This window comes from Aeromicrobium sp. 9AM (assembly GCF_902506105.1).
Taxonomy (GTDB): domain Bacteria; phylum Actinomycetota; class Actinomycetes; order Propionibacteriales; family Nocardioidaceae; genus Aeromicrobium.
The window spans coordinates 1,324,344-1,351,309 of sequence record NZ_LR733304.1 but is presented as its reverse complement, the minus strand read 5'-3'; the positions used below and the strand labels follow the sequence as shown (position 1 = coordinate 1,351,309).

Annotated in this window: 23 protein-coding genes; 15 read left to right on the top strand and 8 right to left on the bottom strand. The window is 69.8% G+C overall.

Annotated features, from left to right (window positions below; translation table 11 throughout):
- Positions 1-23: 23 nt before the first annotated feature.
- Complete coding sequence (locus BOSE46_RS12895; protein WP_159540624.1) at positions 24-2,471, bottom strand: DNA topoisomerase (ATP-hydrolyzing) subunit A; 2,448 nt, start codon at positions 2,469-2,471, stop codon at positions 24-26.
- Positions 2,472-2,579: 108 nt separating this feature from the next.
- On the opposite strand from BOSE46_RS12895, the gene BOSE46_RS12890 reads away from it, so the two are divergent.
- From BOSE46_RS12890 to BOSE46_RS12875, 4 genes are read left to right on the top strand one after another with little or no spacing between them, the layout of a single operon-like run.
- A complete protein-coding gene (locus tag BOSE46_RS12890; RefSeq protein ID WP_159540623.1) occupies positions 2,580-5,273 on the top strand; it encodes a bifunctional GNAT family N-acetyltransferase/acetate--CoA ligase family protein in 2,694 nt (897 codons plus the stop codon).
- Positions 5,273-5,839 carry a DUF5998 family protein gene (locus tag BOSE46_RS12885; RefSeq protein WP_159540622.1) on the top strand — a complete coding sequence of 189 codons (567 nt, stop codon included), beginning with the start codon at positions 5,273-5,275 and terminating at the stop codon, positions 5,837-5,839. The genes BOSE46_RS12890 and BOSE46_RS12885 overlap by 1 nt, the downstream gene beginning before the upstream one ends.
- The gene (locus tag BOSE46_RS12880; RefSeq protein ID WP_159540621.1) at positions 5,836-6,939 is read left to right on the top strand and encodes an alkaline phosphatase family protein; all 1,104 of its coding nucleotides are present in this window, start codon (positions 5,836-5,838) and stop codon (positions 6,937-6,939) included. The genes BOSE46_RS12885 and BOSE46_RS12880 overlap by 4 nt, the downstream gene beginning before the upstream one ends.
- Positions 6,940-6,955: 16 nt before the next feature.
- Positions 6,956-7,624: a thymidine kinase gene (locus tag BOSE46_RS12875; RefSeq protein WP_236551846.1), complete on the top strand. Its 669-nt coding sequence runs from the start codon at positions 6,956-6,958 to the stop codon at positions 7,622-7,624.
- Positions 7,625-7,770: 146 nt separating this feature from the next.
- On the opposite strand, the gene sepH is transcribed toward BOSE46_RS12875, so the two are convergent.
- Entirely contained in the window at positions 7,771-8,724 is a 954-nt protein-coding gene (gene sepH, locus BOSE46_RS12870; protein WP_159540619.1) for a septation protein SepH, read from the bottom strand.
- Positions 8,725-8,843: 119 nt separating this feature from the next.
- Here sepH and BOSE46_RS12865 point away from each other — a divergent pair, with 119 nt between their 5' ends.
- The gene (locus BOSE46_RS12865) at positions 8,844-9,464 is read left to right on the top strand and encodes a trimeric intracellular cation channel family protein (protein ID WP_159540618.1); all 621 of its coding nucleotides are present in this window, start codon (positions 8,844-8,846) and stop codon (positions 9,462-9,464) included.
- Between the two features lie 78 nt (positions 9,465-9,542).
- Here the strand turns inward: BOSE46_RS12865 and BOSE46_RS12860 are convergent, their stop codons facing one another.
- Positions 9,543-12,941 (bottom strand): bifunctional proline dehydrogenase/L-glutamate gamma-semialdehyde dehydrogenase, encoded by a 3,399-nt coding sequence (locus tag BOSE46_RS12860; RefSeq protein ID WP_159540617.1) that lies wholly within the window; start codon positions 12,939-12,941, stop codon positions 9,543-9,545.
- 36 nt (positions 12,942-12,977) lie between these two features.
- The gene (locus BOSE46_RS12855) at positions 12,978-14,162 is read right to left on the bottom strand and encodes an MFS transporter (protein WP_159540616.1); all 1,185 of its coding nucleotides are present in this window, start codon (positions 14,160-14,162) and stop codon (positions 12,978-12,980) included.
- A 52-nt stretch (positions 14,163-14,214) separates the two neighbouring features.
- Between BOSE46_RS12855 and BOSE46_RS12850 the strand changes: the two genes are divergently transcribed.
- From BOSE46_RS12850 to BOSE46_RS12840, 3 genes are all read left to right on the top strand, one after another.
- Positions 14,215-15,288: a ferrochelatase gene (locus BOSE46_RS12850; RefSeq protein ID WP_159540615.1), complete on the top strand. Its 1,074-nt coding sequence runs from the start codon at positions 14,215-14,217 to the stop codon at positions 15,286-15,288.
- Positions 15,285-16,076 carry an inositol monophosphatase family protein gene (locus tag BOSE46_RS12845; RefSeq protein WP_159540614.1) on the top strand — a complete coding sequence of 264 codons (792 nt, stop codon included), beginning with the start codon at positions 15,285-15,287 and terminating at the stop codon, positions 16,074-16,076. Before BOSE46_RS12850 ends, BOSE46_RS12845 begins: the two co-directional genes overlap by 4 nt.
- 63 nt (positions 16,077-16,139) lie before the next feature.
- A complete protein-coding gene (locus tag BOSE46_RS12840; protein WP_056213481.1) occupies positions 16,140-16,439 on the top strand; it encodes a DUF4193 domain-containing protein in 300 nt (99 codons plus the stop codon).
- On the opposite strand, the gene BOSE46_RS12835 is transcribed toward BOSE46_RS12840, so the two are convergent.
- The gene (locus BOSE46_RS12835; protein WP_159540613.1) at positions 16,414-16,860 is read right to left on the bottom strand and encodes a DUF4235 domain-containing protein; all 447 of its coding nucleotides are present in this window, start codon (positions 16,858-16,860) and stop codon (positions 16,414-16,416) included. The genes BOSE46_RS12840 and BOSE46_RS12835 overlap by 26 nt on opposite strands.
- Complete coding sequence (locus BOSE46_RS12830) at positions 16,841-17,344, bottom strand: DUF3093 domain-containing protein (protein WP_159540612.1); 504 nt, start codon at positions 17,342-17,344, stop codon at positions 16,841-16,843. Before BOSE46_RS12830 ends, BOSE46_RS12835 begins: the two co-directional genes overlap by 20 nt.
- A 54-nt stretch (positions 17,345-17,398) precedes the next feature.
- On the opposite strand from BOSE46_RS12830, the gene dut reads away from it, so the two are divergent.
- The 4 genes from dut to BOSE46_RS12810 are packed head-to-tail and all read left to right on the top strand — an operon-like array spanning position 17,399 to position 19,517.
- On the top strand, positions 17,399-17,866 hold the full coding sequence (gene dut, locus BOSE46_RS12825) for a dUTP diphosphatase (RefSeq protein ID WP_159540611.1): 468 nt from the start codon (positions 17,399-17,401) through the stop codon (positions 17,864-17,866).
- Positions 17,866-18,495: a DUF3710 domain-containing protein gene (locus BOSE46_RS12820; RefSeq protein WP_159540610.1), complete on the top strand. Its 630-nt coding sequence runs from the start codon at positions 17,866-17,868 to the stop codon at positions 18,493-18,495. Before dut ends, BOSE46_RS12820 begins: the two co-directional genes overlap by 1 nt.
- Positions 18,496-18,504: 9 nt before the next feature.
- Complete coding sequence (locus tag BOSE46_RS12815; protein WP_159540609.1) at positions 18,505-18,855, top strand: OB-fold nucleic acid binding domain-containing protein; 351 nt, start codon at positions 18,505-18,507, stop codon at positions 18,853-18,855.
- Positions 18,852-19,517, top strand: a complete 666-nt coding sequence (locus BOSE46_RS12810; RefSeq protein ID WP_159540608.1) for a DUF3159 domain-containing protein — start codon at positions 18,852-18,854, stop codon at positions 19,515-19,517. Before BOSE46_RS12815 ends, BOSE46_RS12810 begins: the two co-directional genes overlap by 4 nt.
- A gap of 216 nt (positions 19,518-19,733) precedes the next feature.
- On the opposite strand, the gene BOSE46_RS12805 is transcribed toward BOSE46_RS12810, so the two are convergent.
- Positions 19,734-20,396: a TrkA family potassium uptake protein gene (locus tag BOSE46_RS12805; protein ID WP_159540607.1), complete on the bottom strand. Its 663-nt coding sequence runs from the start codon at positions 20,394-20,396 to the stop codon at positions 19,734-19,736.
- A complete protein-coding gene (locus tag BOSE46_RS12800; protein ID WP_159540606.1) occupies positions 20,396-21,058 on the bottom strand; it encodes a TrkA family potassium uptake protein in 663 nt (220 codons plus the stop codon). The genes BOSE46_RS12805 and BOSE46_RS12800 overlap by 1 nt, the downstream gene beginning before the upstream one ends.
- Before the next feature lie 70 nt (positions 21,059-21,128).
- Here BOSE46_RS12800 and BOSE46_RS12795 point away from each other — a divergent pair, with 70 nt between their 5' ends.
- The 3 genes from BOSE46_RS12795 to BOSE46_RS12785 are packed head-to-tail and all read left to right on the top strand — an operon-like array spanning position 21,129 to position 26,959.
- Positions 21,129-23,141: an APC family permease gene (locus BOSE46_RS12795; RefSeq protein WP_159540605.1), complete on the top strand. Its 2,013-nt coding sequence runs from the start codon at positions 21,129-21,131 to the stop codon at positions 23,139-23,141.
- A 2-nt stretch (positions 23,142-23,143) separates the two neighbouring features.
- Entirely contained in the window at positions 23,144-24,352 is a 1,209-nt protein-coding gene (locus BOSE46_RS12790) for a class I SAM-dependent RNA methyltransferase (protein WP_159540604.1), read from the top strand.
- Positions 24,353-24,373: 21 nt separating this feature from the next.
- The gene (locus tag BOSE46_RS12785; RefSeq protein ID WP_159540603.1) at positions 24,374-26,959 is read left to right on the top strand and encodes an SCO7613 C-terminal domain-containing membrane protein; all 2,586 of its coding nucleotides are present in this window, start codon (positions 24,374-24,376) and stop codon (positions 26,957-26,959) included.
- Positions 26,960-26,966: the final 7 nt, after the last annotated feature.

Below are 26,966 nucleotides of genomic sequence, written 5' to 3'. Positions count from 1 at the left end.
CACAGTCTTGCACGGTGGACTGCTCAGACACCGAGTGAACCGGCCGGTCCCGACACGGCCAGGATCGGCTGGGCCGCAGGCACGCCGGACCCGTCGCGCCGGTCCGTGGGCTCGGGCAGGTCGACCGGTGAGCCGCTCGTGGCGCACGCCATCGGCTGCCCGTCGCCGACCCAGGCCAGCAGCAGGCCGTCCTCGCCCTTGAGCAGGCGCTGGCAGCGGACGCCGCCGGTGGCCCGGCCCTTGGCGGGATAGATCGCCATGGGGCTGACCTTGACCGCACCGTTCTGGGTGCCGGGCAGGGCGTCGCCGGAGCCGGCGATCGTCACGACGTAGGCCGAGTCGATGTCGCGAACGGCGCCGAACGACACGGCACGCGCACCGGGGGACAGCTTGATGCCCGCGACGCCGCCACCGGCGCGACCCTGAGGGCGTACGACCGAGGCGGAGAAGTGCAGCAGCTGGGCGTCGGACGTGACGAACACGAGCTCTTCGTCGCCGGTGGCCAGCTCGACCGCGCCAACGAGGACATCGCCGTCGTCGAGCGAGATGATGTCCCACGAGTCGCGCGACAGCTGCTCGGGCTTGACCCGCTTGACGACACCAGCACGGGTGCCGAGTGCGAGTCCCGCGCCGGAGTCGTCCAGCCGGGTCAGTGCCAGGACCGTGCCCTCGAGGCCGGGGATCTCCCGCAGAGGCATGCCGCCCTGCAGGTTGGGCGACTGGGCAGTCGGCGGCAGGGCCGGCAGCTCGAGCACCGAGATGCGCTGGATACGGCCGTCGGACATCACGACGCCGATCTCGCCGCGGGCTGTCGTGCGTACGGCCGAGACGATCGTGTCGTGCTTGACCCGGCGGTCGACGTCGCCGAGCGGGGAGTCGTCGGACGTACGGGCGAGGAGCCCGGTCGCCGACAGCAGCGCCCAGCACGGATCGTCGGCGACCTCGAGGGGAGATGCGGCCGTGGCGGTCTGCCCCGACGACTCGAGCAGCACGGTGCGCCGCGGCGTGCCGAACTTCTGTGCCATCTCGTTGAGCTCGTCGCCCACGACGCGGCGGAGCAGCTGGTCGTCGGCGAGGATCGCGTCGAGCTCGTCGATGATCTTGCGCAGCTCGGCGATCTCGCGTTCGACCTCGATGCGGTCGTACTTGGTGAGCCGGCCGAGCGTCAGGTCGAGGATGTAGGTCGCCTGGATGTCGGAGAGGTCGAAGACCGTCATGAGGCGCTCCTTGGCCTCGGCACGGTTCTCGCTCGCGCGGACCAGCTGGATGACCTCGTCGATGTCGACCAGGGCCAGCATCAGGCCGTCCAGCAGGTGCAGCCGGTCCGCTGCCTTGCCCCGGCGGAACTGCGTACGGCGCCGGACGACGTCGATGCGGTGCTCGAGGTAGACCTCGAGCATCTGCTTGAGTCCCAGGGTGCGGGGCTGGCCGTCGACCAGCGCCACGGCGTTGATGCCGAACGAGCTCTCCATCGGCGTGCTCTTGTAGAGCTGCTCGAGGATCGTCTCGGGGATGAACCCGTTCTTGATCTCGATGACGAGGTTGAGCCCCTTGTGCCGGTCGCTGAGGTTCTTGATGTCGGAGATGCCCTGGAGCTTCTTGGCCTGGACGAGCTTCTTGATCGCCTCGATGACCTTCTCGGGACCGACGTTGTAGGGCAGCTCGGTGACGACGATGCCCTTGCGCCGCGGCGTGACGCTCTCGATGCGTGCCGAGGCCCGCATGCGGAACGAGCCGTTGCCTGCGGCGTACGCGTCGCGGATGCCCTCGAGGCCGACGATCTTGCCACCGGTGGGCAGGTCGGGGCCGGGGATGAACCGCATGAGGTCGTCGAGGTCGGCCGACGGGTGGCTGATGAGGTGGCGCAGCGCCTGCACGACCTCGATGAGGTTGTGCGGCGCGATGTTGGTGGCCATGCCGACCGCGATGCCGCTGGCGCCGTTGACCAGCAGGTTGGGCAGGGCGGCCGGCAGCACGACGGGTTCGGTCTCGCGACCGTCGTAGTTGGGCTTGAAGTCGACCGTGTCCTCGTTGATCGACGCCGTCATCGCCTCGGCGGGCTGGTCCATGCGGACCTCGGTGTAGCGCATCGCCGCGGGCGGATCGTCCTGCGAGCCGAAGTTGCCGTGCCCGTCGAGCAGCGGCAGCCGCAGCGACCAGGGCTGCACGAGGCGTACGAGCGCGTCGTAGATCGCGCTGTCGCCGTGCGGGTGGAGGCGACCCATGACCTCACCGACGGGCCGCGCGCTCTTGGCGTGCCCGCGGTCGCTCCGCAGGCCCATGTCGTCCATCGTGTAGAGGATGCGCCGCTGGACGGGCTTGAGCCCGTCGCGGGCGTCCGGCAGGGCCCGGGCGTAGATGACCGAATAGGCGTACTCGAGGAAGCTCGATCGCATCTCGTCGCTCACGTCGGTGTCGACGATGTGCTCCTCGAAGTCCTCCTCGGGAGCCTGCTTGCTGCTGCGCGCCATGCCTTCTCTCCTGTGCTGCCTGTCGTGCGGTGCTCAGTGGTCCATTTTCGCGGGTCTGACCTGCGGACTTCCCGCGCCACGCCGTGGGCCACCCGATAGGTTGGACCGGTGACCAGCGAGGTGTCTCCCGTCGAGCATTGGGAAGCCGACGTCCTGCTCAAGGACGGCCGGGTGGCGCAGCTGAGGCCGATCCTCGAGGCCGATGCCGAACGCCTCGTGGAGTTCTATTCACGAGTCTCCGAGCAGTCCAAGTACTTCCGCTTCTTCGCGCCCTACCCGACGCTCTCCGACAAGGATGTCACGCGCTTCACGACGGTCGACAACGACCGCCGGGTCGCGTTCGTCGTCACGCTGCACGCCACGATCATCGGTGTCGGACGCTATGACGCGGTCGGCGACGACGAGGCCGAGGTGGCCTTCCTCGTCGAGGACGCCCACCAGGGCCGTGGCGTCGGTCAGCTGCTCCTCGAGCACCTGGCGCAGGCGGGTCGCGAGCGCGGCATCCGTACGTTCGTCGCCGACGTGCTCCCGTCCAACTCCCGCATGCAGCAGATCTTCCGGGAGATGGGCTACCAGGTCGACGGCATGGTCGACGGCGGCGTCACCCGGCTGACGTTCCAGATCGAGCCCACCGACCTCGCGGTCGGGGTCATGCGCGCCCGCGAGCAGCGCGCCGAGGCGGCCTCGATCGAGCGCATCTTCCGCGCCCGCAGCATCGCCGTCATCGGCGCCAGCCGCCGGCAGGACTCGATCGGCCAGGCGATGGTCCGCAACCTCGTGCTCGGCGACTTCAGCGGCAGCGTCTATGCCGTCAACTCCCAGGCCGAGGCGGTCTCGGGCCTGCCCGCCTACAAGACCGTCCAGGACATCCCCGGCGAGGTCGATGTCGCGATCGTCGCGGTGCCGGCCGACTCGGTCAGTGACGTCGTGCTCGACTGCGCCGCCAAGGGCGTCCACGGCCTCGTCGTGATCTCCGCCGGCTTCGCCGAGGAGGGCCCCGAGGGTCGCCAGCGTCAGCGCACGCTGCTGGGGCTCAGCCGCTCGTACGGTCTGCGGCTCATCGGACCCAACTGCCTGGGCTTCATCAACACAGCCCCCGACCTGCAGCTCAACGCGTCGCTGTCGCCGTCGATGCCGCCCCAGGGCCGCGTCGGGTTCTTCTGCCAGTCCGGTGCGCTCGGCACCGCGATCCTCGAGTCGGTGTCGCGCCGTGGTCTCGGCCTGTCGACGTTCGTGTCGGCCGGCAACCGTGCCGACGTGTCGGGCAACGACCTGCTGCAGTACTGGCAGGAGGACGACTCGACCGAGGTCATCCTGCTCTACCTGGAGTCGATCGGTAACCCGCGCAAGTTCTCGCGCATCGCCCGCCGGGTGTCGCGCACCAAGCCGATCGTGGCGGTGAAGTCCGGGCGCTCGACGCAGGGCGTGCCCGTCGGTCACACCGTCAAGCGCACGTCGGCCCCGCAGTCGGCGGTGGACGCGATGTTCCGCCAGGCCGGCGTGATCCAGGTCGACACGCTGGACGAGATGTTCGACGTCGCCCAGCTGTTGGCGCACCAGCCGCTGCCGCGTGGCAACCGCATCTCGATCGTGGGCAACTCCGACGCCGTGGCCCTGATCGTCGCCGATGCCGCATCGGCGGCCGGGCTGCAGGTCACCGATCCGGTGTCGCTCGGCGCCGACGCCAACGCAGACGACTTCGAGGCGGCGATCGAGCACGCGATCGCGAGCCCCGACACCGACGCGCTCGTCGCGGTCTACGTCCCACCGCTCAACACCAGCGGCGAAGAGGTGGCCAACGTCCTCGCAGCGGTCGGCGAGCAGTCCGACAAGCCCATCGTGTCGACGTTCCTCGGCAGCGAGGGCGTGCCGGTGCTGCTGCGTGTGCCCGACCTGCTCGGCGGTTCGGCCGGTCGCGGGTCCGTGCCGTCGTATGCCGCCCCTGAGTCGGCGGTCCGTGCTCTGGCACGGGTCGTCAACTACGCCGAGTGGGCCGCCAAGGACCACGGCGACTTCCACATCGCGCTCGACCACCGCACGGGCGACGCGCGGACGCTCGTACGCCAGGTGCTGTCCGCGGCTCCGCGGGGCGCCATCCTCTCGACCGACCAGGTCCACGCGCTGCTCGCCTGCTACGGCATCGACCTGTGGACCTGGATCAACGTGCACTCGCGCGACGAGGCGATCGCGGCGGGGGAGAAGCTCGGCTGGGACGTCGTCCTCAAGGCCGGCAGCGAGCACCTCCGCACCCGCCCCGATCTCGCGCACGTCTGGCGCAACATCCGCAGCGCCGACGAGATGGGCGAGGCGTGGGACGAGCTCACGACGTGGAAGGGCATGCGCAAGGACACCAAGTTCTTCGTCCAGCGCGCCGCCGCGGACGGCATCCCGGTGTCGTTCAGCGTCACCGAGGACCCGCTGTTCGGCCCGCTGGTCTCGTTCGGCCTCGCCGGCGCGCCCAGCGAGCTGCTGGGCGACCGGTCGTACGGCATCCCGCCGCTGACCGACCTCGACGCCGAGGCCATGATCCGCGACCTGCGTTCGGCACCGCTGCTCTACGGCTACCGCGGGTCCGACACCGTCGACGTCGACGTCCTGCAGGACATCATCGTGCGGCTCGCCGCGATGAAGGACGACCTGCCCGAGATCGCCGAGCTCGACCTCGAGCCGGTGCTCGTGCACGGCAAGGGCTACACGGCGCTGAGCGCACGTGCCAAGGTCGTCCCGTCGGCGGATCGCCGCGGCGAGTGGTACGTACGCCGCCTCAGTCAGCCTGCCTCGATGGGAGATACGCTGGCGTGATGACCACCGACGACACGAAGTCCTTGTTCGACGAGGTCTCCACCAGCGGCTACTACCCCGAGATCGTCGCAGAGGGCCTGCGTGACGCCCTCGCCGGCGAACCGGTCGCCGCCTACGTCCTGCACCACGAGCCGACGTTCGACCACGATGAGATCCGCCGTCACATGACGGTGCTCGCGCTGACGCCGAGCCGCCTCGTGCTGGTGCACACCGACGAGCATCCCGGCGACGACCTGCTGCCCAAGCCCTACACGTCCACGACGTCCGAGGCGGTCGCCCTCAGGCAGGTGCGCTCGGTGCTCGTGACCCGCATGGTGACATCGAAGTCCAAGCAGCTCGAGGAGGCTGTGCTGACGGTCGGCTGGGGCGCGGTGTCGCGCGTCGAGCTGGAGCCGGCGCGCTGCGCGGATCCCGACTGCGAGGCCGATCACGGCTACACCGGCAGCCTCGCGGGCGACGACTTCTCGCTGCGCCTCGCGGCGGCGGCAGACGGCGGCTCGGCGGTCGAGCGCCTGCTGGCCTTCGCTCGTACGTTGTCGGCCGCCACCGCCGGCCGTACGGCATGACCCTGGCCGGACCCGGCGGGCGCGCGACGATCGACCAGGTCCTGCCCTCGGTGGCGGCGGCTCTCGGTGCCCCCGGCTTCACCAACACGCTGGCACTGCCGGACGCGCCGAGATATGTCGTGTTCCTCGTCGACGGGCTCGGGCTCGACCTCCTGCGCGAGCACGCCGACGCGGCACCGTTCCTCAGCTCGCTCAAGAACGTCGACGACGTCGTCTGCGGGATCCCGTCGACGACCGCGACCAGCCTCACGTCGCTCGGCACGGGTCTGCAGCCCGGCGCGCACGGCATGGTCGGCTACACGTCGCGCGTGCCCGGCAGCGGCCAGCGGCTCAACTCGCTCAAGTGGGACCAACCGGTCGACCCGCTGCTCTGGCAGCCTCACCGCACGGTGCTCGAGCGCATGCAGGATGCCGGCATCGCCGCCTCGTCGGTCAACGACGCCAAGTTCGCCGACTCCGGGCTGACGCTGTGCAGCCAGCGGGGCGTGCCGTTCCACGGGATCAACTCGGTCTGGGAGCGGCTCGACGTCGTCGTCGAGGTCGTCGAGTCCTCGACACGGGCCATGACGTACGCCTATGAGTCGCGGCTCGACCACACCGGCCACGGCAAGGGCTGCGCGTCCGAGGAGTGGCGCACGATGCTCACGACGATCGACACGGAGTTGGCCGACCTGCGCGAGGAGCTGCCGCGCGACACGGTCCTGCTGGTGACCGCCGACCACGGCATGATCGACCTGCCCAAGGCCGACAGGTTCGACGTCGACTCCTCGGCGCACCTGCTTGACGACGTCACTCTGCTGGCCGGCGAGGCGCGCTTCCGGCACGTCTACACGCGCGCCGGCGCAGCTGCCGACGTCGCCGCAAAGTGGCAGGCCGAGCTCGGCGACCGTGTCCTCGTACGTACGCAGGACGGCATCGAGGACTGGTTCGGCCCGATCGCGCCGGACGTGCGGGGCCGCATCGGCGACGTGCTCGTCGCGGCGCTCGGCGAGTTCGCGGTGTTCTCCTCGCGGGAGTTCGGCATCGAGCTCAAGATGACCGGCTTCCACGGTTCGATCAGCGAGGCCGAGCTGCGCATCCCGGTCCTCGTCGCACCATGACGGGGCTGGCAGGATGGTGGCCGTGGCAGACCTGAACTTCTACTCCGGGACGATGGACTGCGGCAAGAGCACGCTCGCGCTGCAGATGGACCACAACCACAGGGCCCGGGGCCGCGTCGGACGGGTCTTCACGTCGCACGACCGGGCCGGGGCCGCGACGCTCTCCAGCCGGCTCGGGCTCGCCGTGCCGGCGATCGAGGTCGACGACGAGTTCCACTTCTGGCAGTTCACGGTCGACGAGCTGACCCAGGGCGGCCGCATCGACTACTTCGTGTGCGACGAGGCGCAGTTCTACACCGCGGACCAGATCGACCAGCTGGCCAAGATCACCGACGAGCTGTCGATCGACGTCTTCGCGTTCGGCATCCTGACCGACTTCCGCACGCAGCTGTTCTCCGGCTCGGCGCGGCTCATCGAGCTCGCGGACCATGTGCACACGCTGCAGGTCGAGGCGCTCTGCTGGTGCGGGGAGCGAGCGACGCACAACGCGCGCACGGAGGACGGGATCATGGTCACGGAGGGCGACGTCATCGTTGTCGGCGATGTCGACCATGAACTGACGCCCGACGAGGACGACCTCGTGGTCGGCTACGAGGTGCTGTGCCGCCGGCACCATCGCCGCAGGATGACCGCCGCGTCGGCGAAGGCCTCGGCCATGTCGCCTGATGTCCTGCCGTTTGGGTGAGCGAGTCTCCGGTCCTTGAGCTTGTCGAAAGGACGTTCCCGCCGCTGCGCGTTCCAGCGTCGGGAGGTCAGCTCGCGAGGTTTCGTCATCTGACGCCTTCGGCGTGATCGCTCAACCTAAGTCCGACGTTCGCTCGCAGGGCTCGCTCAATCGGACTTATTGTCGCCGAACATGATCTCGTCCCAGCTGGGGACGCGACGGCGTTCGTGACGCTTCTTGCGCGGGCCCATCGTGTCGGGCACGGCGACGTCGTGCTCGAGCGAGTCCTCGAAGTCGTCGACCTCGTGCTCGACCTCAGCGGCCGGCTCGGCGACCTCGGGCTCGGTGATCGTCAGCTGCTCGAGCGCCTTGCGATCGCGGGCCTCCTTGAGCGACGCGACGCCGATCTGCGGGCCTTCCTCGACCGGTGCGGGCAGGTCGAGCTCGTCGACCACCTCGAGGGGCGCGACGGGCTCGGGCGCCTCGGGACGGGCCGGCGTACGCACGGCGTCCGCGATGGCCATGTCGGCCGAGTCGGGCAGGGCGACGTCGCCGACCAGGTCGTGGGCGAACTCGTCGGCCGGCACGACGTAGCGGCTCTTGACGTCGAACAGGAAGCTGGCCGGATGCGCGGCACCCTCGGGGGTGACCTGGACGTTCCAGCGGCCGTCCTCGCGCCGCCATGAGTCCCAGCTGGCTGACTCGGGCACGCCGCCGTTGGCGGCGATGTTCTCGGTGACGAGGGTGCCGAGCAGCACGCCCGCGCCGCCCACGTGCTTGCGGCGGATCGAGGTCTTGCGGGCCTGCTCGCACATGTACTCGCGCTCGGCGAGCACCGGGCCGGCGAAACCGAGGATCTGCTCGACCGGGACACCGGCCGAGTCGGCAACCGCCTGCGGGGTCTCACCGCGGCGTATGCGGGTCTGGATGTCGCGCGGGCTGAGTGAGCTTTCCATGCGGATCTCCAACTGGCCGGAGGTGTTCCCAGAGTGGGACGGCTTGCCGATCAGGGAAGCGAGGCGGTGATCAGCGGGGATGCGAAATCGCTCACCGGTGGACGAATCACGCGCGATGAGGAACCGTCTGTCCTCGCTCAGTCCGTCGAGACCGAGATCACGCATGTCATCGCCTCCGATGTGACGCCGGCTCCGGGTGGGCGTTCACTCGAAGCGTGTTCTCATCCTAGGCGCGCAGGTGGCGAACCTGCGGTGACGCGCCGAGACCAGATAGCGTCGTCGACGTGTCCGACACCCTCCTCCTGGTCCTCGATCTGGCCGGAATCGCGGTCTTCGCCTCGACCGGGGCCCTGGTCGGCGTGCGCAAGGAGCTCGATGTCTTCGGCGTCACGGTCCTCGCGCTCATCACGGGCCTGGGCGGCGGCGTCCTGCGGGACGTGCTGATCGGGTCGGTGCCACCGGCCGCGCTCGACGACTGGCGCTACCTCGTCGTGCCCGCCGCGACGGCTCTCGTGGTGTTCGTGTTCCACCCGGCGTTCGGCCGCATGGAGCGCCAGATCATGGTCCTCGACGCGGTCGGCCTGGGGTTGTTCTGCGTCACCGGCGCGGTCAAGGCGGACGAGGCCGGGCTCGGGGTGCTGGCCGCCTCGGTGCTGGGCACGCTGAGCGGAGTCGGCGGCGGCATGCTGCGCGACGTCGTCGCCGGCCGCGTGCCGGTGATCTTTCGCGGCGAGCTCTACGCGACGCCCGCCTTCGCCGGCGCCTTCATCGCGACGATCGTGCACCACGAGGGATACGTCGAGTGGTGGTACGCCCTGGCGTTCGTGGTGTGCCTCGGCTGGCGCCTGATCGCCCTCAAGCGCGGCTGGACCGCACCCCTGCCGCCCGGCATCCCGCACGGCTAGACCCTCGCTGGGAGTGACGTTTTACAGGCTGGCTTCGGCGTGTCGCATGCACAACGTCACTCCCAGCGGGGCAGTCGGCTAGCGGGGGGTGCGGGGGAGGACCAGGTCGAACTCGGGGTCGTGGTTGCCGAAGCGGTGGTTGGTGATCGTCACCGACTGCTCCTGCAGGAACGGCAGCGCCTCGACCCGACCCGACGGGGTCACCGGGCCGGCGTAGATCGCGACATCCGGATCGCCGTCGACCGCGACGGCGACGTCCCTGGCATCGGAACCGACCAGGCGTATGCGCGGGGGCCGCGTCGCCGCGATGTGCGCGAGCCACGCGTCATGCGTCTCGATCCGGGCCTTGGGTGCGAGCCCGGACGGCAGGGGAGTGCGTGAGCTGACCGCGACGGGTGCGCCCGTACGCGCAGCAGCCAGCAGCACCCGGATGAGCTCGGGGAGGAAGTTGCCGTCGAAGCGGACCGCCACCGGGACGGGGACGTAGCGGAACACGTTGCGCTCGACGCCCAGCTTGGAGACGTCCTTGAGGATGCCGTACTCGCGGGTCCACGCCACGTGGTCGGACGATGCCGCGGCGATGAGGTCGCGGTGCTCGGCGCCGCTGACCTGGGGCCGGACGGCATCGAGGAGCCGGGAGACCTCACGCGACAGCTCGGGCGACTCGGCGGCGCGCAGCGGCCGCGGTCGCCACGTGCCGAGGTGGGTCAGGTAGTTGGGGCCGCCGGCCTTGGCGGTCGTGCCGACCGACGACCGCTTCCAGCCACCGAACGGCTGGCGCTGCACGATGGCACCCGTGATGCCGCGGTTGACGTAGAGGTTGCCGGCCTGCACCGAGTTGATCCAGGTGTTGACCTCCTTGGCGTCCAGCGAGTGGATGCCGGCGGTCAGCCCGTAGTCGGTGGCGTTCTGCCACTCGATGGCCTGGTTGAGCGAGCGGGCCTTCATGATGCCGAGGATCGGTCCGAAGTACTCCGTCGTGTGGAACCGGCCGCCGGGACGTACGCCCGTGCGCACGCCGGGCGACCACACGCGGGGATCGGGACCGATCTGGCGCGGGGCGAGCAGCCACTCCTCGCCGTCGCCCAGCGACGTCAGGCCCTCGGCGAGCTTGCCGAGAGGCGGCTCGATGATCGGGCCCATCGTGACCTCGGGGTCGTGGGGGAAGCCGACCTTGAGCGACGAGACGGCGTCGACGAGCTGTCGCTGGAACCGTTCGGAGTCGCCGACCGACCCGACGAGGATCGCGAGGCTCGCGGCGGAGCACTTCTGGCCGGCGTGCCCGAAGGCACTCTTGACGAGGTCGGCGACGGCCAGGTCGATGTCGGCGCTCGGCGTGATGATGATGGCGTTCTTGCCGCTCGTCTCGGCGAGCAGCGGGAGGTCGGGCCGCCACGAGCGGAACAGGTTGGCGGTGTCCCAGCCACCGGTCAGGATGACCCGGTCGACGTCGGAGTGCGAGATGAGCGCCTTGCTGAGCGGTCCCTCGTCGATCGTGACGTAGCGCAGCACGTCACGCGGCACGCCGGCCTGCCAGAGCGCCTCGACCATGACGGCGGCGCAGCGGCGCGTCTGTGGCGCGGCCTTGATGATGACGCCGCTGCCGACGGACAGGGCGGCGAGAACCGAGCCAGCCGGGATGGCGACCGGGAAGTTCCACGGGGGAGCGACGACGGTCAGGGTGTCGGGCACGAACTCCGCGCCGTCGACGGCCTCGAGGCGGCGGGCCGACTCGGCGTAGTAGTGGGCGAAGTCGATCGCCTCGCTGACCTCGACATCGGCCTCGGCGATGGTCTTGCCGGCCTCGGCGGCCATGACGGACACGAGGTCGCCCCGGCGGGCGGCCAGCGCGCTGCCGGCCTGGTGCAGGATCCAGCCGCGCACCTCGGAGCCGCGGCCTTCCCACGCCTTGGCCGCGACGCGGGTGTCCTGGACGACGCTCTCGAGGCTCGCCGGCCCCGGGATCTTGTTGACGCGCACGGTCTCGGTGCCGAGCTGCGTGTAGGCCGATCGCGCGAGCACGAGTCGGCCCCACTCGCGGTTGCCGGCCGTCGACGGGTCGGTGTCCGGCGTGTTCGTGAACGCCCCGGAACGTACGGGCGCGACCTCGGTCATCCGGTTCTGTGTGCGGTGCGGCTCGGGCACCGCGTCGTCGAGGGCGTCGACGGAGCCGAAGAAGCGCTGGATCTCGCGGGCCAGCAGGTCGGGCTCGTCGGCCAGCTCGAACGCCGCCGACATGAAGTTGTCGCTGCTGGCGTTCTCCTCGAGCCGGCGCACGAGGTAGGAGATCGCGACGTCGAACTCCGAGGGGTGCACGACTGGGGTGTAGAGCAGCAGCTGCCCGATGTCGTCGCGGACGGCGTCGACCGGACCGCTGTCCATGCCGAGCAGCATCTCGAAATCGACGCTGTCGCGCACGCCGCGATCACCGGCGAGCAGCCAGGCGTACGCGATGTCGAAGAGGTTCTGGCCGGCGACGCCGAGCCGCAGGGCATCGACCCGCTCGGGCGTCATGGCCCAGTCGAGGACCCGCTTGTAGTTGGTGTCGGTCTCCTGCTTGGTCGGCCAGGTCGCCAGCGGCCAGCCGTGCATCGCGGCGTCGACCCGCTCCATCGCGAGGTTGGCGCCCTTGACGACGCGGACCTTGATCGGCGCCCCGCCCTGCGCCCGTCGCTTGGCCGCCCACTCCTGCAGGTCCTGCATCGCGCTGAGGGCGTCCGGCAGGTACGCCTGCAACACGATGCCGGCCTCAAGGTCGGGGTAGGACTCGAGGATCGCCTTGAAGACCGCCACCGTGAGGTCGAGGTCGTGGTACTCCTCCATGTCGAGGTTGATGAACGTCGGCTCGCCGGTCGACGCGCGCTCGTAGAGCGGCGTCAGCTGTTCGACGACGCGCGCGACGGACTCGTCGAACGCCCACATCGACAGCTGGCTGGCGACGGACGACACCTTGACCGACACGTAGTCGACGTCGTCGCGCTCGAGCAGCTCCATCGTGCCGTCGCGGCGGTGCGCTGCCTCGCCCTCGCCGAGGACGGCCTCGCCGAGCAGGTTGAGGTTGAGCCGGTCGCCACCGGCGCGCAGGCGCTTGATGGTCTTGCCGAGCTGCACGGGACGGGCGTCGACGACGAGGTGGCCGACCATGCGTCGCAGGGTGCGCCGGGCGATCGACACGACCAGCTTGGGGAACAGGACCGCCGTCACCGCGCCGAGCTTGAGCAGGACACGCTGGCCGGCCGGCAGGAACGACGGCGTGTGCAGGGCGAGCGCCCGCAGGTTGCGCGCGGCGACCCGGTGATCGTCCGGGCGTACGACCCGGTCGACGAAACCGATCGTGAACTCGAGCCCGTGCGGGTCCTTGAGCAGCTTGGCCAGGCGCTCGGCGGAGGGATCGGCCCGGCGGGCGGAGGTGTGCTTGGGATCGATCCAGGTGCGTACGAGCTCGACGCTGCGCTCGGCGAGAGTGAGTTGGGTCATGTCGAGCCCAAGGTTAATGCCACATCGGTCCGATGTTCACCCCGCCGGGTCCCGCGACGGTGTGCGGATGCTCCACGCGACGGCTGCACCGGCGAGACCCGAGATCAGCGGGACCAGAAAGCCTGTCGACGCGCCGTGATGATCGACGACCCAGCCGGCGATCGCCGAGCCCGGCGCGACCCCCACCGCCGCCCCTGTCGTCATCCACACCAGCGACTCGGTCAGCCGCGATGGCGGCGCGTGCTGCTCGATCAGGTTGACCATCGCGATCAGGGTCGGGGAGATCATGAAGCCGGTCAGGAACATGCCCGCCGCGATCAGGGGTATGCCCGGCAGGACTAGCAGGGGGGCGAACAGCAGTGAGAGCGCGAGCAGTGCCGCGCGCAGCCGGTGGAGTGGTTCGGCGGGCTGCGGCAGCGCTCCGATCACGACTCCCGAGATCAGGCTCGCGGTCGCCCAGATCGCGATGACGAAGCCGGCCGCGCCGCGGTTGCCCTCCTCGGTGCAGAACGCGACGACGATGACCTCGGCCGATCCGAACAGCATCCCCAGCCCGATCGACGCCACGACGACCGGGCCGAGCAGGCCCCAGCCGATCGGCTCACGGGCCCCGGCGACGTGGTCGATCCTCGGCGGCTGCGTACGTCGCTGGGCCGCGAGCGCCCACGACCCGAGCGAGGCCGCGGCGGCGGCGCAGACGAGCCCGGCGAAGTCGGAGATCTGCAGCGTCAGCACGGTGACCAGGACCGGGCCGACCATGAAGACGACCTCGTCCAGCACCGCCTCGATCGAGAACGCGGTGTTGAGCTGGCTCCGCTCGGCGACGGCGTGCGTCCACCGCGCCCTGGCCATGCTGCCGGTCTGTGGTGTCGCGAGCCCGGCGATCGCGACGCACAGGTGCGGCAGCGGGGTCGCCCACTCCTGGTCGATCGCGACGAGGGTCAGCGCCATCCCGAACGCATAGACCGCGCCGACGACCCAGAGCACCTTGGCCTGGCCGAGCCGGTCGGCGAGCCGGCCCTGCCACGGGCCGAACGCCGCCGCCGCGAGGACGTACACCGCGGCGAGCACGCCCGCTCGGCCGTACGAGCCGGTCCGCTCCGACACCAGCAGCACGATGCCGAACCCGGCCATCGACAACGGCAGTCGTGACACGACAGCGGTGAGGGAGAACAGCGCAGCACCAGGTCGTGACAGCACGTCCCGATATGTCGTCAGCATCCAAGGCCTCCCAGCATGCCGACCATATCTGTGGCGGTGGGATGATGAGCACATGGATGCCCGCCCCTTCGACGCACTCCTGCTCGTGTCGTTCGGCGGACCCGAGCACCCCGACGACGTCGTCCCGTTCCTCGAGAACGTCACCGCCGGCCGCGGCATCCCGCGCGAGCGCCTCGAGGAGGTCGGTCAGCACTACTTCCTCTTCGGTGGCAAGTCACCGATCAACGAGCTCAACATCGAGCTGCTCGACGCGATGCGCAAGGACTTCGCCGAGCACGGTGTCGACCTGCCGATCTACTGGGGCAACCGCAACTGGGATCCCTACCTGCGAGACGCCGCGCGCCAGATGGCGGCCGACGGCGTACGTCGTGCGGCCTGCTTCGTGACCAGCGCCTACTCGTCCTACTCCGGCTGCCGGCAGTACCGCGAGGACCTCTACGACGCGGTCAGCGGTCTCGGCATCGAGCTGAGCCGGCTGCGCCACTACTTCAACCACCCGGGCTTCGTCGGTCCGTTCATCGAGGCGACGGCCGAGGCGCTCGCCGCTGCGCCCGACGGCACGCACGTCGTGTTCGTGACCCACTCGATCCCCGAGACCATGAACCTCGCCAGCGGGGGACCGGGCCGTGAGGCGTACGTCCGGCAGCACGAGAGCGTCGCTGAGCTGGTTGCCGAGGGCGTCGGCACGCATCGCTGGTCGCTGGCCTACTGCTCGCGCTCGGGCTCACCGCACATGCCGTGGCTCGAGCCCGACATCAACGACCACCTGCGTGAGCTGCACGAGTCGGGCACCAGGTCGGTCGTGGTCGTGCCGATCGGCTTCATCTCCGACCACATGGAGGTCATCTACGACCTCGACACCGAGGCCAAGATGACGGCCGACGGTCTCGGCATGGCCTACGACCGGGTCGACACCCCTGGCGCGCACCCCGACTTCGTCGCGATGGTGCGCGACCTGGTGCTCGAGCGCGCGGCGATCGAGCGCGGCGAGCAGCCCGAGCGTTGCTCGCTGGGGGATCTCGGACCGTCGCACGACGTGTGTCCGGCCGACTGCTGCCTCAACCCGCGTTCGGCGCTGCCGACAATCGGCGGCGTCGGCGACGGCGCTGCGACGGCAACCGCATGACCGAACAGCTCCTGACGCTGGCCCGCGAGGTCGGCCGCGAAGCCGCCGCGTTCGTCGCCGGCCGCCGACCGTCGGGCCGCGTCGACATCGCGTCGACCAAGTCGAGCCCCACCGACGTCGTCACCGAGATCGACGAGGCGTCCGAGCAGCTGATCCGTGAACGTATCTTCGCCGCCCGGCCCGACGACGGCTTCGTCGGCGAGGAGGGCAACGACGTCATCGGGACATCCGGTGTCGACTGGGTCGTCGACCCGATCGACGGCACGGTCAACTTCGTCTACGGCATCCCGTCGTACGCCGTCTCGATCGCTGCGCGCCAGGACGGCGAGGTCGTGGCCGGGCACGTCATCAACATCGCGTCCGGCGCGGAGTGGGGATCCGTGCGCGGCGCCGGGGCATGGTGCTACGACGGCGACGAGCGCCGGATGCTGTCCGCGCCGCGGCCGGAGTCGGTGGCCCATGCACTCGTCGCGACCGGGTTCAACTACGTCCCCGAGATCCGCACGGCGCAGGCCGCCGCCATGCCGACGTTCCTGCCGCAGGTGCGGGACATCCGCCGGATCGGCTCCGCGGCGCTTGATCTGTGCGGCCTCGCGGAGGGTTGGTACGACGCCTATCTCGAGCAGGGACTCAAGCCCTGGGACCTCGCTGCGGGCGGTCTGATCGCGGCAGAATCAGGCTTGCTCCTCAGTGGCCTCGACGGCGGTCCGAACGAGCGTATGGTGATGGCTGCTCATCCTGCGATTGCTGAGGAATATTTCGCCCTCGTACGTGCTTGTGGGTTCTGACGAACGGAACATTTGGGGCGTGTGGCACAATCACGCCGGTTGTTCCGCACAAAGGGAGATTTGATGGCTACCGATTACGACGCACCGCGCAAGACCGAAGAAGAGCAGTCCGAGGACAGCATCGAGGAGCTCAAGGCGCGTCGGCACGAGAAGAGCTCGGGCAAGGTCGACGAGGACGAGACCGAGGCCGCCGAGAACTTCGAGCTGCCCGGTGCGGACCTGTCACACGAGGAGCTCGCGGTCCAGGTCGTGCCCAAGCAGCTCGACGAGTTCACCTGCTCGTCCTGCTTCCTGGTGCATCACCGCAGCCAGCTGGCATCGGAGAAGAACGGCGTGCTCATCTGCCGCGACTGCGCCTACTGACCTTCTTCTTGGTCGAACGTTCGGGAGCCGGATCCGCAAGGACCGGCTCCTTTGCGTTGTCCGGGGTCGAGTTCTCGAGGGGCTTCATGCCCGGCGGCAGGTGACCGGTCGACTTGACCCAGTAGGTCGCGGTGCCACGGCGTACGCCGACCTTGACGAGCTCGATGATCGCCCCGCCCACGACGGCCCAGGCCACGGCCTCGCCGGTCGTCACGTCGGGGTGCCGCCCGCTGCTCGGTGGCTTCTTGCCGGTGACGGCGCGCCACGCCAGGACCGACGCGCGCTGCGCCAGCAGGCCGGCCACGATCGACGAGCCGCGGTCCATGAGTCTCCACGCGCCCTTGCCGGGTGCCTTGGTCTTGGGCGTCGTGGCAGCCTCGGCCAGGAGCTTGTCGGCCTGCTTAGCCTTCTTCTTCGCCACCGGGGGTGTCTCCGTTCGGGTCGTGCGCCGGCGCCGGCGCATTCTCAGTGTGGCCCAGAGCAGCGGCGAGCGCGTCCGGACGGCGGCTCGACACGATCCAGTAGGGCGTGGGGTCGGTGTCGTCAGCGACCGGGACGAGCACGCCCCTGTCGATGTAGGGGCGGGTGACGAGATAGGCGCGGGCGTCGGCGTCCGTGCCGAGCTTGAGCCGGTAGTCCGCCCGGTGCAGCGGCTCCACCGCTCCGACGTGAGCGGGATCGATCGACGCGCGACCCACCCGTAGGCCGTCGGCGTCCACCGAGATCAGCAGGGAGCCGTAGCGCCAGACGGCGTACAGGCACGGTGCGGCGACGATGACCGTCGCGACGATCGCGATCGACCAGTTCGTCGCGACGAGCATGATCCAGCCCCATGCGGCGGCGAACACCAGGGCGGCCAGCCACCAGGATGCCGGGGCGGTCAGGCGTTCGCGGTACGTCGTCACGGTTCAACCTTGCCTCATGCCGGCCAGCACTCCGACGCAGGTAGGGTCGCTGCCATGTTCGAGGTCAGCATCACCCGGCTGGATCCGGGAGTCCCGCTCCCGGCGTACGCGCACCCCGGCGACGCAGGAGCCGACCTCGTGACGACCGTCGACGTCGACCTGGCACCGGGCGAGCGGGTGCTCGTCCCCACCGGCATCGCCGTGGCGCTGCCCGAAGGCCTCGCTGCCTTCGTCCACCCCCGCTCCGGACTGGCCCTGCGTCATGGCCTGTCGATCGTCAACACCCCGGGAACGATCGATGCGGGTTACCGTGGGGAGATCAAGGTCCTCCTGGTCAACCACGACCCCCGCGAGTCCGTCCAGCTGACGCGCGGCGACCGCGTCGCGCAGCTGGTCATCCAGCGGGTCGAACGGGTGGTGTTCACCGAGACCGAGTCACTGCCCGACTCGGTACGCGGTGCCGGAGGATACGGTTCGACCGGCGGTCACGCGACCGCCGAAGCCCACGGGGAGAGAAGCTGATGGTGCGCCGCCGCAAGAAGGACCAGGTCGACGAGGACGTCGTCGAGGTCGAGAACCCGCCAGACGTACGCGCCAACGGTCCGTGGGACGCGTCGGAGAAGTCGCCCGAGGGTGACCCGTCGTACGTCGACCTCGGACCCCTGCTCGTACGTGGGCAGGAGGCGTTCTCGATCCAGCTGCCGGCCGAGGGCGAGGAGGGCCAGATCGCATCGGTCGTCATGGTTGCCGAGGATGCCGCGCTCGAGGTGCGGGCGTTCGCCGCGACCCGCTCCGGCGGACTGTGGGACGAGGTGCGCGACGACCTGATCCTCGAGGTCACCCGTCTGGGCGGAACGAGCGAGCAGATCGACGGGCCATTCGGCCCGGAGCTCCACGTGAGCGTGCCGGTCGAGCTGCCGGACGGTGAGGAGGGCTTCCAGCCCAGCCGCATCGTCGGCGTGGAGGGCCCGCGCTGGCTGCTCCGAGGAACGTTCCTCGGCGAGGCCGGCCTCAATCCCAGCGACGAAGGCCCGCTGATGCAGGCCTTCCGCGACGTCATCGTGGTGCGCGGCAACGAGGCCCGCATCCCGCGCGAGGCGCTGTTGCTCACACTGCCCGAGAACGCCGTCGCCGCATCGACCGAGGAGTAGAATTTCAGCATGGGACGCATCAGCAGAACCCTTGAACGACTCTCGACCGAGAACATCGAGGCAGAGGAGCTCCAGCACGACGCCGCCAAGGCCGGCTGCAAGCTCATCGCGTCCCAGGCCGACCGCGCCGTCGTCACGATCCACGGCGTCCTGCGCTCCGTCACGCTGCGTCCCGTCGACGGCGTCACGGCCCTCGAGGCCGAGCTCTACGACGGTTCGGACTGTGTGACCCTGATCTGGCTCGGCCGCCGCAAGATCGAAGGCGTCTCGGCCGGCCGGCAGCTCAAGGCGTACGGCCGCATCGGCATGCGCGGCGGTGACCGCGTGATCTACAACCCACGTTACGAACTCGAGGCATGACCACTCCCCACGGAGCCGATCCGGGGACTGACGCGTACGAGACCGTCGAGCAGCTCGTCCGAGGACAGCTGGCCAAGGCCCTTGGCGGCCGGCGCGGCATCATCGAGAGCGCGGTGCCCACGGCGCTGTTCACGATCTGCTGGATCATCTCCCACGACCTCAAGCTGTCGCTGATCATCAGCGTCGTCGCGACCGTTGCACTCCTGGTCGTACGCCTGGCGCAGCGCTCGACCGTGCAGTTCGTGCTCAACTCGCTGTTCGGCATCGGCATCGCCGCGATCTTCGCGTCGCGCTCCGGAGAGGCGCGCGACGTCTTCCTGCCGGGCATCCTCTACAACGGCGGCTACGCGGTCGTCTTCATCCTGTCGATCATCGTCGGCTGGCCGCTGCTCGGGTTCATGATCGGCAGCGTCACCGGCGACCCGACGGCGTGGCACGAGGACCGCGGGCTCGTGAAGCTGTGCTCACAGCTCACCTGGATGATGGCCGCGCCGTGCATCCTGCGCGTCGTGGTGCAGTACCCGTTGTGGGCCACCGACCACGTCGCACTCCTCGGCACCTCCAAGATCGCGCTGGGCTGGCCGCTGCAGATCGCCTCGTTCGCCGCGATGGCCTGGCTGCTGGGTCGCAACCACACCCCGATCGAGCGCAAGCAAGCCTGAAGTCCTTCAAGGCGACCACTTTGCTCGCTGCGTTCGGCTCCTGCCTGCTGGGCACGAGCACTGACAAGTCAGTTGTCGCCCATCGACAAGCGCCGTTGCTGAGTCATCCTGCGGTGCGTCGTCCGCTCGTCGACGGGCCACAACGGCCTCGTCAGCGCGCACCCTGCCGCAGTGGTCCTCCACCCTTGCGGCGAGGGGTTGCGTGGCGCCTTTGGCTCAGTGCTTGGGGGAGAGGAGCTCGCCCAGGTGGTCCTCGGCGTCCTCCGGCGTCACGAACAGCAGCTCGTCGCCGGACTCCAGCGACCGGTCCGCGTCAGGCGTCTGGATCGCGTTGTCCCGCAGGATCGCCACCAGCACGACGTCGTCGGGCCACGGCACCTCGCCGACCCGCTTGCCGACGTACGGGGAGTCCTCGGGCATCGTGAGCTCGACCAGGTTGGTGTTGCTCTGCCGGAACGTGAACAGGCGCACCAGGTCACCGACCGAGACCGCCTCCTCGACCAGCGCCGACATGATGCGCGGCGTGGACACCGAGACGTCGACGCCCCACGACTCGCTGAAGAGCCACTCGTTGCTGGGGTGGTTGACCCGGCCGACCGTCCGCGGGACGGCGAACTCGGTCTTGGCGAGCAGGGAGATGACGAGGTTGGCCTTGTCATCGCCGGTCGACGCGATGACGACGTCGCACGACTCGAGCTGCGCCTCCTCGAGCGAGGACAGCTCGCAGGCGTCGGCGAGCAGCCACTGCGCCTCGGGAACGGCATCGGCGCGAATCGATGCGGGGGACTTGTCGATCAGGAGCACGGAGTGCCCGTTGTCGATGAGCTCCTGGGCGACCGAACGGCCGACGGCACCTGCTCCGGCGATTACGACGCGCATCAGTCGTCCTCCGGCCCGGCTTCGAGGGCGGCGAGTGCCTTGCTGGTGTTGTCCTCGCGCATGAACAGGCTCAAGTAGTCGCCCTCCTGGATCACGGTGTCGGGCGTGGCGATGACGCCGGTGCCGAGACGCCGCAGATAGGCGACGCGTACGCCGGCAGCGTCCTCGAGCTCGGCGATGCGGCGGCTGATCCACGGGATCGGCGCGTAGACCTGGTCGAGGCGGACCTCGCCGGTCTGGTCGCGCCAGGCAGGCTCGGTGCCGGCCGGGACGACGCGCCGCAGCACCTGGTCGGCCGCCCAGGGGACCGTCGCGACCGTGGGGACGCCGAGCCGCTCGTAGACCTCGGCCCGGCCCGGGTCGTAGATGCGGGCGACGACGTTGTCGACCTTGAACTGCTCTCGGGCGACACGCGCGGAGATGATGTTGGAGTTGTCACCGCTCGACACGGCGGCGAACGCGTCGGCACGCTCGATCCCGGCCTTGATCAGGACGTCACGGTCGAAGCCCATGCCGGTCACCGTGATGCCACTGAAACCGGGGCCGAGTCGCCTGAACGCGTCGGGGTTGGAGTCGATGACGGCCGTGGTGTGGCCGCGCTCCTCGAGGCTTCGGCTGAGGGTCGAACCGACTCGGCCGCAGCCCATGATCACGATGTGCACGCAGGCGACGCTACACCGCAACGGGAGTTGGCGCGGTGCCCATCCAGTGTGAGGTCTAGCATCGTCTCTCGTGGGAATCACCGAGGTCGCCAAGCGCGCGCTGGTCGGCCGCAAGCTCCGTAGCACCCAGCTCGGTGAGACGCTTCTCCCGAAGCGCATCGCGCTGCCCGTGTTCGCGAGCGATGCGCTGTCATCGGTGGCCTATGCGCCCGACGAGATCTTCCTGACGCTGTCGCTCGGCGGACTGTCGGCGTACGCCTTCAACTGGAAGATCGGCATCGCCGTCGCGTGCGTCATGGCCATCGTGGTGATGTCCTACCGGCAGAACGTGCACGCCTACCCCAGCGGCGGCGGTGACTACGAGGTCGCGACCGTCAACCTCGGCCCGACCGCAGGCCTGACCGTCGGCAGCGCGCTGCTCGTCGACTACGTCCTCACGGTCGCCGTGTCCATCTCGTCGGGCGTCCAGAACGCCAGCTCGGCCCTGCCGTGGCTCGACGGCCACGAGGCCACCGCCGCGTCGGTGCTGGTGTTCGTGCTGATGGCGATGAACCTGCGCGGCACCAAGGAGTCCGGCAAGGCGTTCGCCGTGCCGACCTACCTGTTCATGATCGCCATCATCCTGATGGGTGTGTGGGGCTACGCGCGCTACCTGACCGGTGACCTGCCCGATGCCGAGAGCGCGAAGTACTCCATCTCGCCCGAGGGCCAGTTCGAGAACGGGTTCACCGGGATCGCCATGGTCTTCCTGCTGGCCCGCGCGTTCTCCTCGGGCTGCACCGCGTTGACCGGCATCGAGGCCATCAGCAACGGCGTGCCGGCGTTCAAGAAGCCCAAGAGCAAGAATGCCGCGACGACCCTGCTGCTGCTGGGCTCCATCGCGATCACGATGCTCATGAGCATCGTGGTGCTGGCCGACCTGATGAAGCTCCACTACGTCGAGGACCCGGCGCGCCAGCTGCTCAAGAGCGACGGCACGGCGGTCGGCAATGGCTACGAGCAGAACACCGTCATCGGCCAGCTCGCCAAGTCGCTCTACAGCGACTTCACCCCGCTGTTCTACTTCACGATCGCGTGCACCGGGATCATCCTGGTGCTCGCGGCCAACACGGCGTTCAACGGCTTCCCGGTGCTCGGCTCGATCCTGGCCCGCGACGGCTACCTGCCCCGTCAGCTCGACACCCGTGGCGACCGGCTGACGTTCAGCAACGGCATCATCCTGCTCGCGGTCGCCGCGGTCGCGCTGATCCAGGCGTACGACGCCGAGGTCACCCGGCTGATCCAGCTCTACATCGTCGGCGTGTTCGTCTCGTTCAACCTGAGCCAGCTCGGCATGATCCGGCACTGGAACCGGCACCTCAGGACCGAGAAGGACCCGTCCGCGCGTGCCTTGATGAAGCGGTCGAGGGTCGTCAACTCGATCGGCCTCGGCATGACCGCGACGGTCCTCGTCATCGTGCTCGTCACCAAGTTCCTCGCCGGCGCGTGGATCGCGATCGTGGCGATGATCGCGATCTTCCTGCTGATGCGGGGCATCGGACGGCACTACGACCGCGTCTCCGAGGAGCTGGAGATCGACGACTCGGACGTCACCCTGCCGTCACGCGTGCACGCGATCGTCCTGGTCAGCAAGCTCCACAAGCCCACGATGCGCGCCCTCGCGTACGCCCGTGTGTCTCGGCCCAACTCGCTCGAGGCACTCACGGTCGAGTTCGACCCGGCGCACACCGAAGCCCTGATGAAGCAGTGGGAGGACATGGAGATCCAGGTCCCGCTCAAGGTCGTCAACTCGCCGTACCGCGAGCTCGTGCGGCCCGTGATCCGCTACGTCAAGGAGCTCCGCAAGTCGAGCCCCCGCGACATCATCACGGTCTACATCCCCGAGTACGTCGTCGGGCGATGGTGGGAGCAGCTGCTGCACAACCAGACGGCCCTGCGGCTCAAGGGTCGCCTGCTGTTCATGCCCGGCGTCATGGTCACGAGCGTGCCCTATCAGCTCAGTTCCGCGGGTCGCGCCAAGAAGCGCCTCTTCAAGGACCGCCCGGCACCGGGCGACGTCCGCCGCGGCTACCGGGACCGTTAGACATGTCCGACGCCCCGATCGTCGACGTCGGCCCGATCGCCCACGGGGGCCACTGCGTCGCCCGCCTTGACGGCCAGGTCGTGTTCGTACGCCACACGTTGCCCGGCGAGCGCGTACGGGTCCACATCACCGACCGTTCGAAGTCGTTCCTGCGCGCCGACGCCGTCGAGGTCATCGAGGCGGCACCCGGCCGGGTCGAGGCGCCGTGCCCGTACGCCGGGCCCGGCCTGTGCGGCGGCTGCGACTTCCAGCACGTCGATCCTGCGACGCAGCGCGCGCTGCTGGGCGACGTCGTACGCGAGCAGCTGCGCCGGCTCGCCGGCATCACCTGGGATGGCGAGGTCGAGGCGGTCGAGCCCGACGCGCTGGGCTGGCGTACGCGGATGCAGTTCGCGGTCGACGACGACGGCCGCCCAGGACTCCGCAAGCACCGCTCGCACGAGATCATCCCGGTCGACCGCTGCCTGATCGCGCATCCCGGTCTGCCCACCGTGCTGGGCCGCGAGTGGGACGCCGAGTCGGTCGAGGCGATCGTGTCGTCGACCGGCGACACGCTCCTGGTCACGGACGCGTCGATCCCCGACGACGTCGAGGCGGCCGTCGGTGGCGTCGTGGCGGTCGACGGCACGACGCGAGGCGGACACGGCGCGGTTGTCGAGTCCGTCCTGGCCGCAGACTTCCGCGTCTCCGGATCGGGCTTCTGGCAGGTGCATCCCGATGCCGCCGCGACGCTGGTCGAGGCCGTGATCGAAGCTGCCGAGGTGGCGGCCGGCGACACGGTGCTCGATCTCTACGCCGGGGTCGGCCTGTTCACCACGTTCCTGGCCGACGAGGCGGGGGAGGACGGGCTCGTCCTCAGCGTCGAGTCGGACCGCGGCGCATCCCGCGACGCCCGCCGCAACCTGCACGACTTCCCACAGGTCACGCTCGTCGGCGAGACCGTCGAACGCGCGCTCCGCAGCGGGTCGGTGGGGGAGTCGGCCGACGTCGTCGTCCTCGACCCACCGCGCACGGGCGCCAAGAAGGCCGTCGCGGGGATCGTCGACCTGGCGCCGCGACGCATCGTCTACGTGGCGTGCGACCCGGCAGCCCTGGCTCGCGACCTGGCCTCGTTCGGTGCCCGGGGCTACGCCTTGGCGGGGTTGCGCGCCTTTGCGCTGTTCCCCATGACTCATCACGTCGAATGCGTGGCGGTCCTTGTGCGCGGGTGACCGTCAGGACACAGTGAGGCCATGCGCTTCGCAGACCCGCAAGCCTGTCCGGACTGTCGCGGCGCAATCGCCGGTCAGTCGACGTGCCCGCACTGCGGTCTCGACCTGACGTCGGCCGAGGTCCGGCAGCTCTGGCAGACGCTGCTGCAGGCCGACGAGCTGCTGGCCCGGGCAACGCTCGCGCGGGATCGCACGGTGCTGACGCCGCCACCGACGTCTGACCCGGACCCGTTCGCAGCTCCGCCGGTGCAGCAGCCGCTGCCGCCCCAGATGCCACCGCAGCCGCCGCCGCAGATGCCCCATCAGCAGCCAGCGCCGCCGTACGCGCAGCCGGTCGCCCCTGGTCAGCCGCCCAACGGCCCGCTTCCGACGTACCCGCGCATGGGGCAGCAGCCGCCGCCCAAGGAACGCCGCTGGTCCGTCGGCACGATCCTGCTGACGCTCGGCGCGCTCGGGCTCATCGTCGCCGGGTTCATCTTCGTCACCCGATCCTGGGGTGACCTGGGCCTGGTCGGCCGCACCCTCGTGCTGATGGGCGTCACCGTCGCGTTCGCCGCGCTTGGCGTATGGGTGACGCGGCGGCCGCTTCGAGCATCCGCCGAAGCCGTGTGGACGATCGTCCTGGCCCTGCTGACGCTCGACTTCTTTGCCGCCCGGCACGAAGGGATGCTCGGGCTCGACGGCGTGTCGATCGCCTGGGCCTGGGTCGTCTGGGGAGTCGTCGCGCTCGCGATCAGTGTCGGCATCGCACTGTGGGCCCGCAAACCGGTCGGCGCCGCCCTGATCGCCCCGGCGATAGCCGGAGGCATCGGCATCACGATCGCCGGCATCGGCGCGGGCGCCGTGGCCGAGGACTGGGACTTCGGGTGGCGGGCGATCCTCGCGCTCGTCGTTGCGGGGCTCCTCGCTCTGGCCACCCGGCCGGCTGGCCTCCGGCCCATGACAATCGTGGCCCGGGTCGTGTTCGCCGGGTTCTTCATCGCCGCGTACGTCTCGGCCTTCGTCGAGCTCGTCGACCATCCGAGCCTGCGCGAGCTCGGCCAGGACGGTCACGGCTACGCGATGCTGGTCATGGCGATCGCCTCGGTGGTCGTCGCCTGGCTCGTGCCTCCGGCCCGCATCGCGGGAGTCGCGCTCGCCGTGGTCGCCGTCTGCGCGCTGGTCATCACGCCGGCCGCCGACGCGCGGAACCCTGAAGGTGCCTGGCTCGCCTTCGCGGGGTTGGCGGTCGTGCTTGCGATCGTCGCCATGCGGGGCAGCAACAACTGGGTCCGCGGTGTGCGGTGCGGCGCGGTGCCGGTCATCGGCGGAATCTTCGCCCTGCAGGTCGGCCTGCTCGCTGACGCGATCGAGACCCTCGACAGCGTGCTCAGCGGATCGCAGACCGCAGCGTGGGACACCCGCCTGGACGCTTCGTCGGTCGAGAACTACACCGTCTGGGTCGCGCCGATTGTCGTCGCCGCTTTCGTCGCGGTCGTCTGGGCCGTGACCCGCTGGCCGGAGGCGGCCGACTTCCGGGCGTACGCGACGACCGTCGTGGCCGGTGCGGTTGCGCTCGGCTCGGTGGACGCCGTCGTCACGATGCGACTGCCGATCTGGGCGATCGCCGCCGTGTTGCTGGTCGTGGCGGCGGTCGTCGTGGCCGTCCAGGCACGTGGCCTCGCCCTGTTCGCGGGGCCGGCCGCGGTGTTCGTGGTGGCTGCGGCATCGGGGCTCACCGTGGCATCGCACGAGGTCTCCGCGCCGACCTGGCTCGTCGGCGCGCTGCTCCTCGCCGGGCTGGCGCTCGGCAAGGAACCTCAGGTGCTGCGCCAGGCATATGCCGGACTCGCCGTGGCACTGGGACTGGGGGGAGTGGCCGGGCTGGTCGACCTGCTCGACATCGACGACGCGGTGGGCCCTCTCGTGGTACTGGTTGCCGCTCTCGCGATCATCGCGGCGAGCGGCATGCTGCTGCGCGGCCACGCGCTGCGCATCCCGGTCGAGGCAGCTGCTGCCCTTGTGGGCTTCGTCGCGCTCGTCGCATCCGGCTCGACCGGCGAGCTGGCCGTGCGGTGGACGATCGCCGGCGTCGCGCTCATCGCCTCGGCGGCCGCCGTCCGGGATCGCCGGTGGTACGCCTGGCCGGGCGCAGTGGCGCTGGTCGTGGCCTACATCCTGCTCATCGTCGACAGCGGGTTCTCGTTCGTCGAGGCATACACGCTGCCGCTCGGTGCGATCGCGCTCGCGGCCGGCCTCTGGTTCGTGCGGCGACAGCCCGACCTCTCGACCTGGCTGCTGCTCGGCCCGGGACTGGCACTGGCACTGCTGCCGAGCGTGCCGCAGGCACTGGCCGACCCGACGGACCTCCGAGCGCTGCTGCTGGGACTCGGCGCCGTCGTCGCGCTCGCCCTGGGCATCCGCTTCAACTGGCAGGCGCCGTTCGTCTTCGGCGCCACGATCATCACGCTGCTCGTGCTGTTCAACATCGGCCCGTACGCCAACGCGGCTCCACGCGTCGTGCTGATCGCCGCCGTCAGTGCTGTCCTCCTCGGCTTCGGCATCACGTGGGAAGACCGGGTGCGTGACGGACGCAAGCTCGTCGGATACGTACGATCGATGCGTTAGGAGCGTT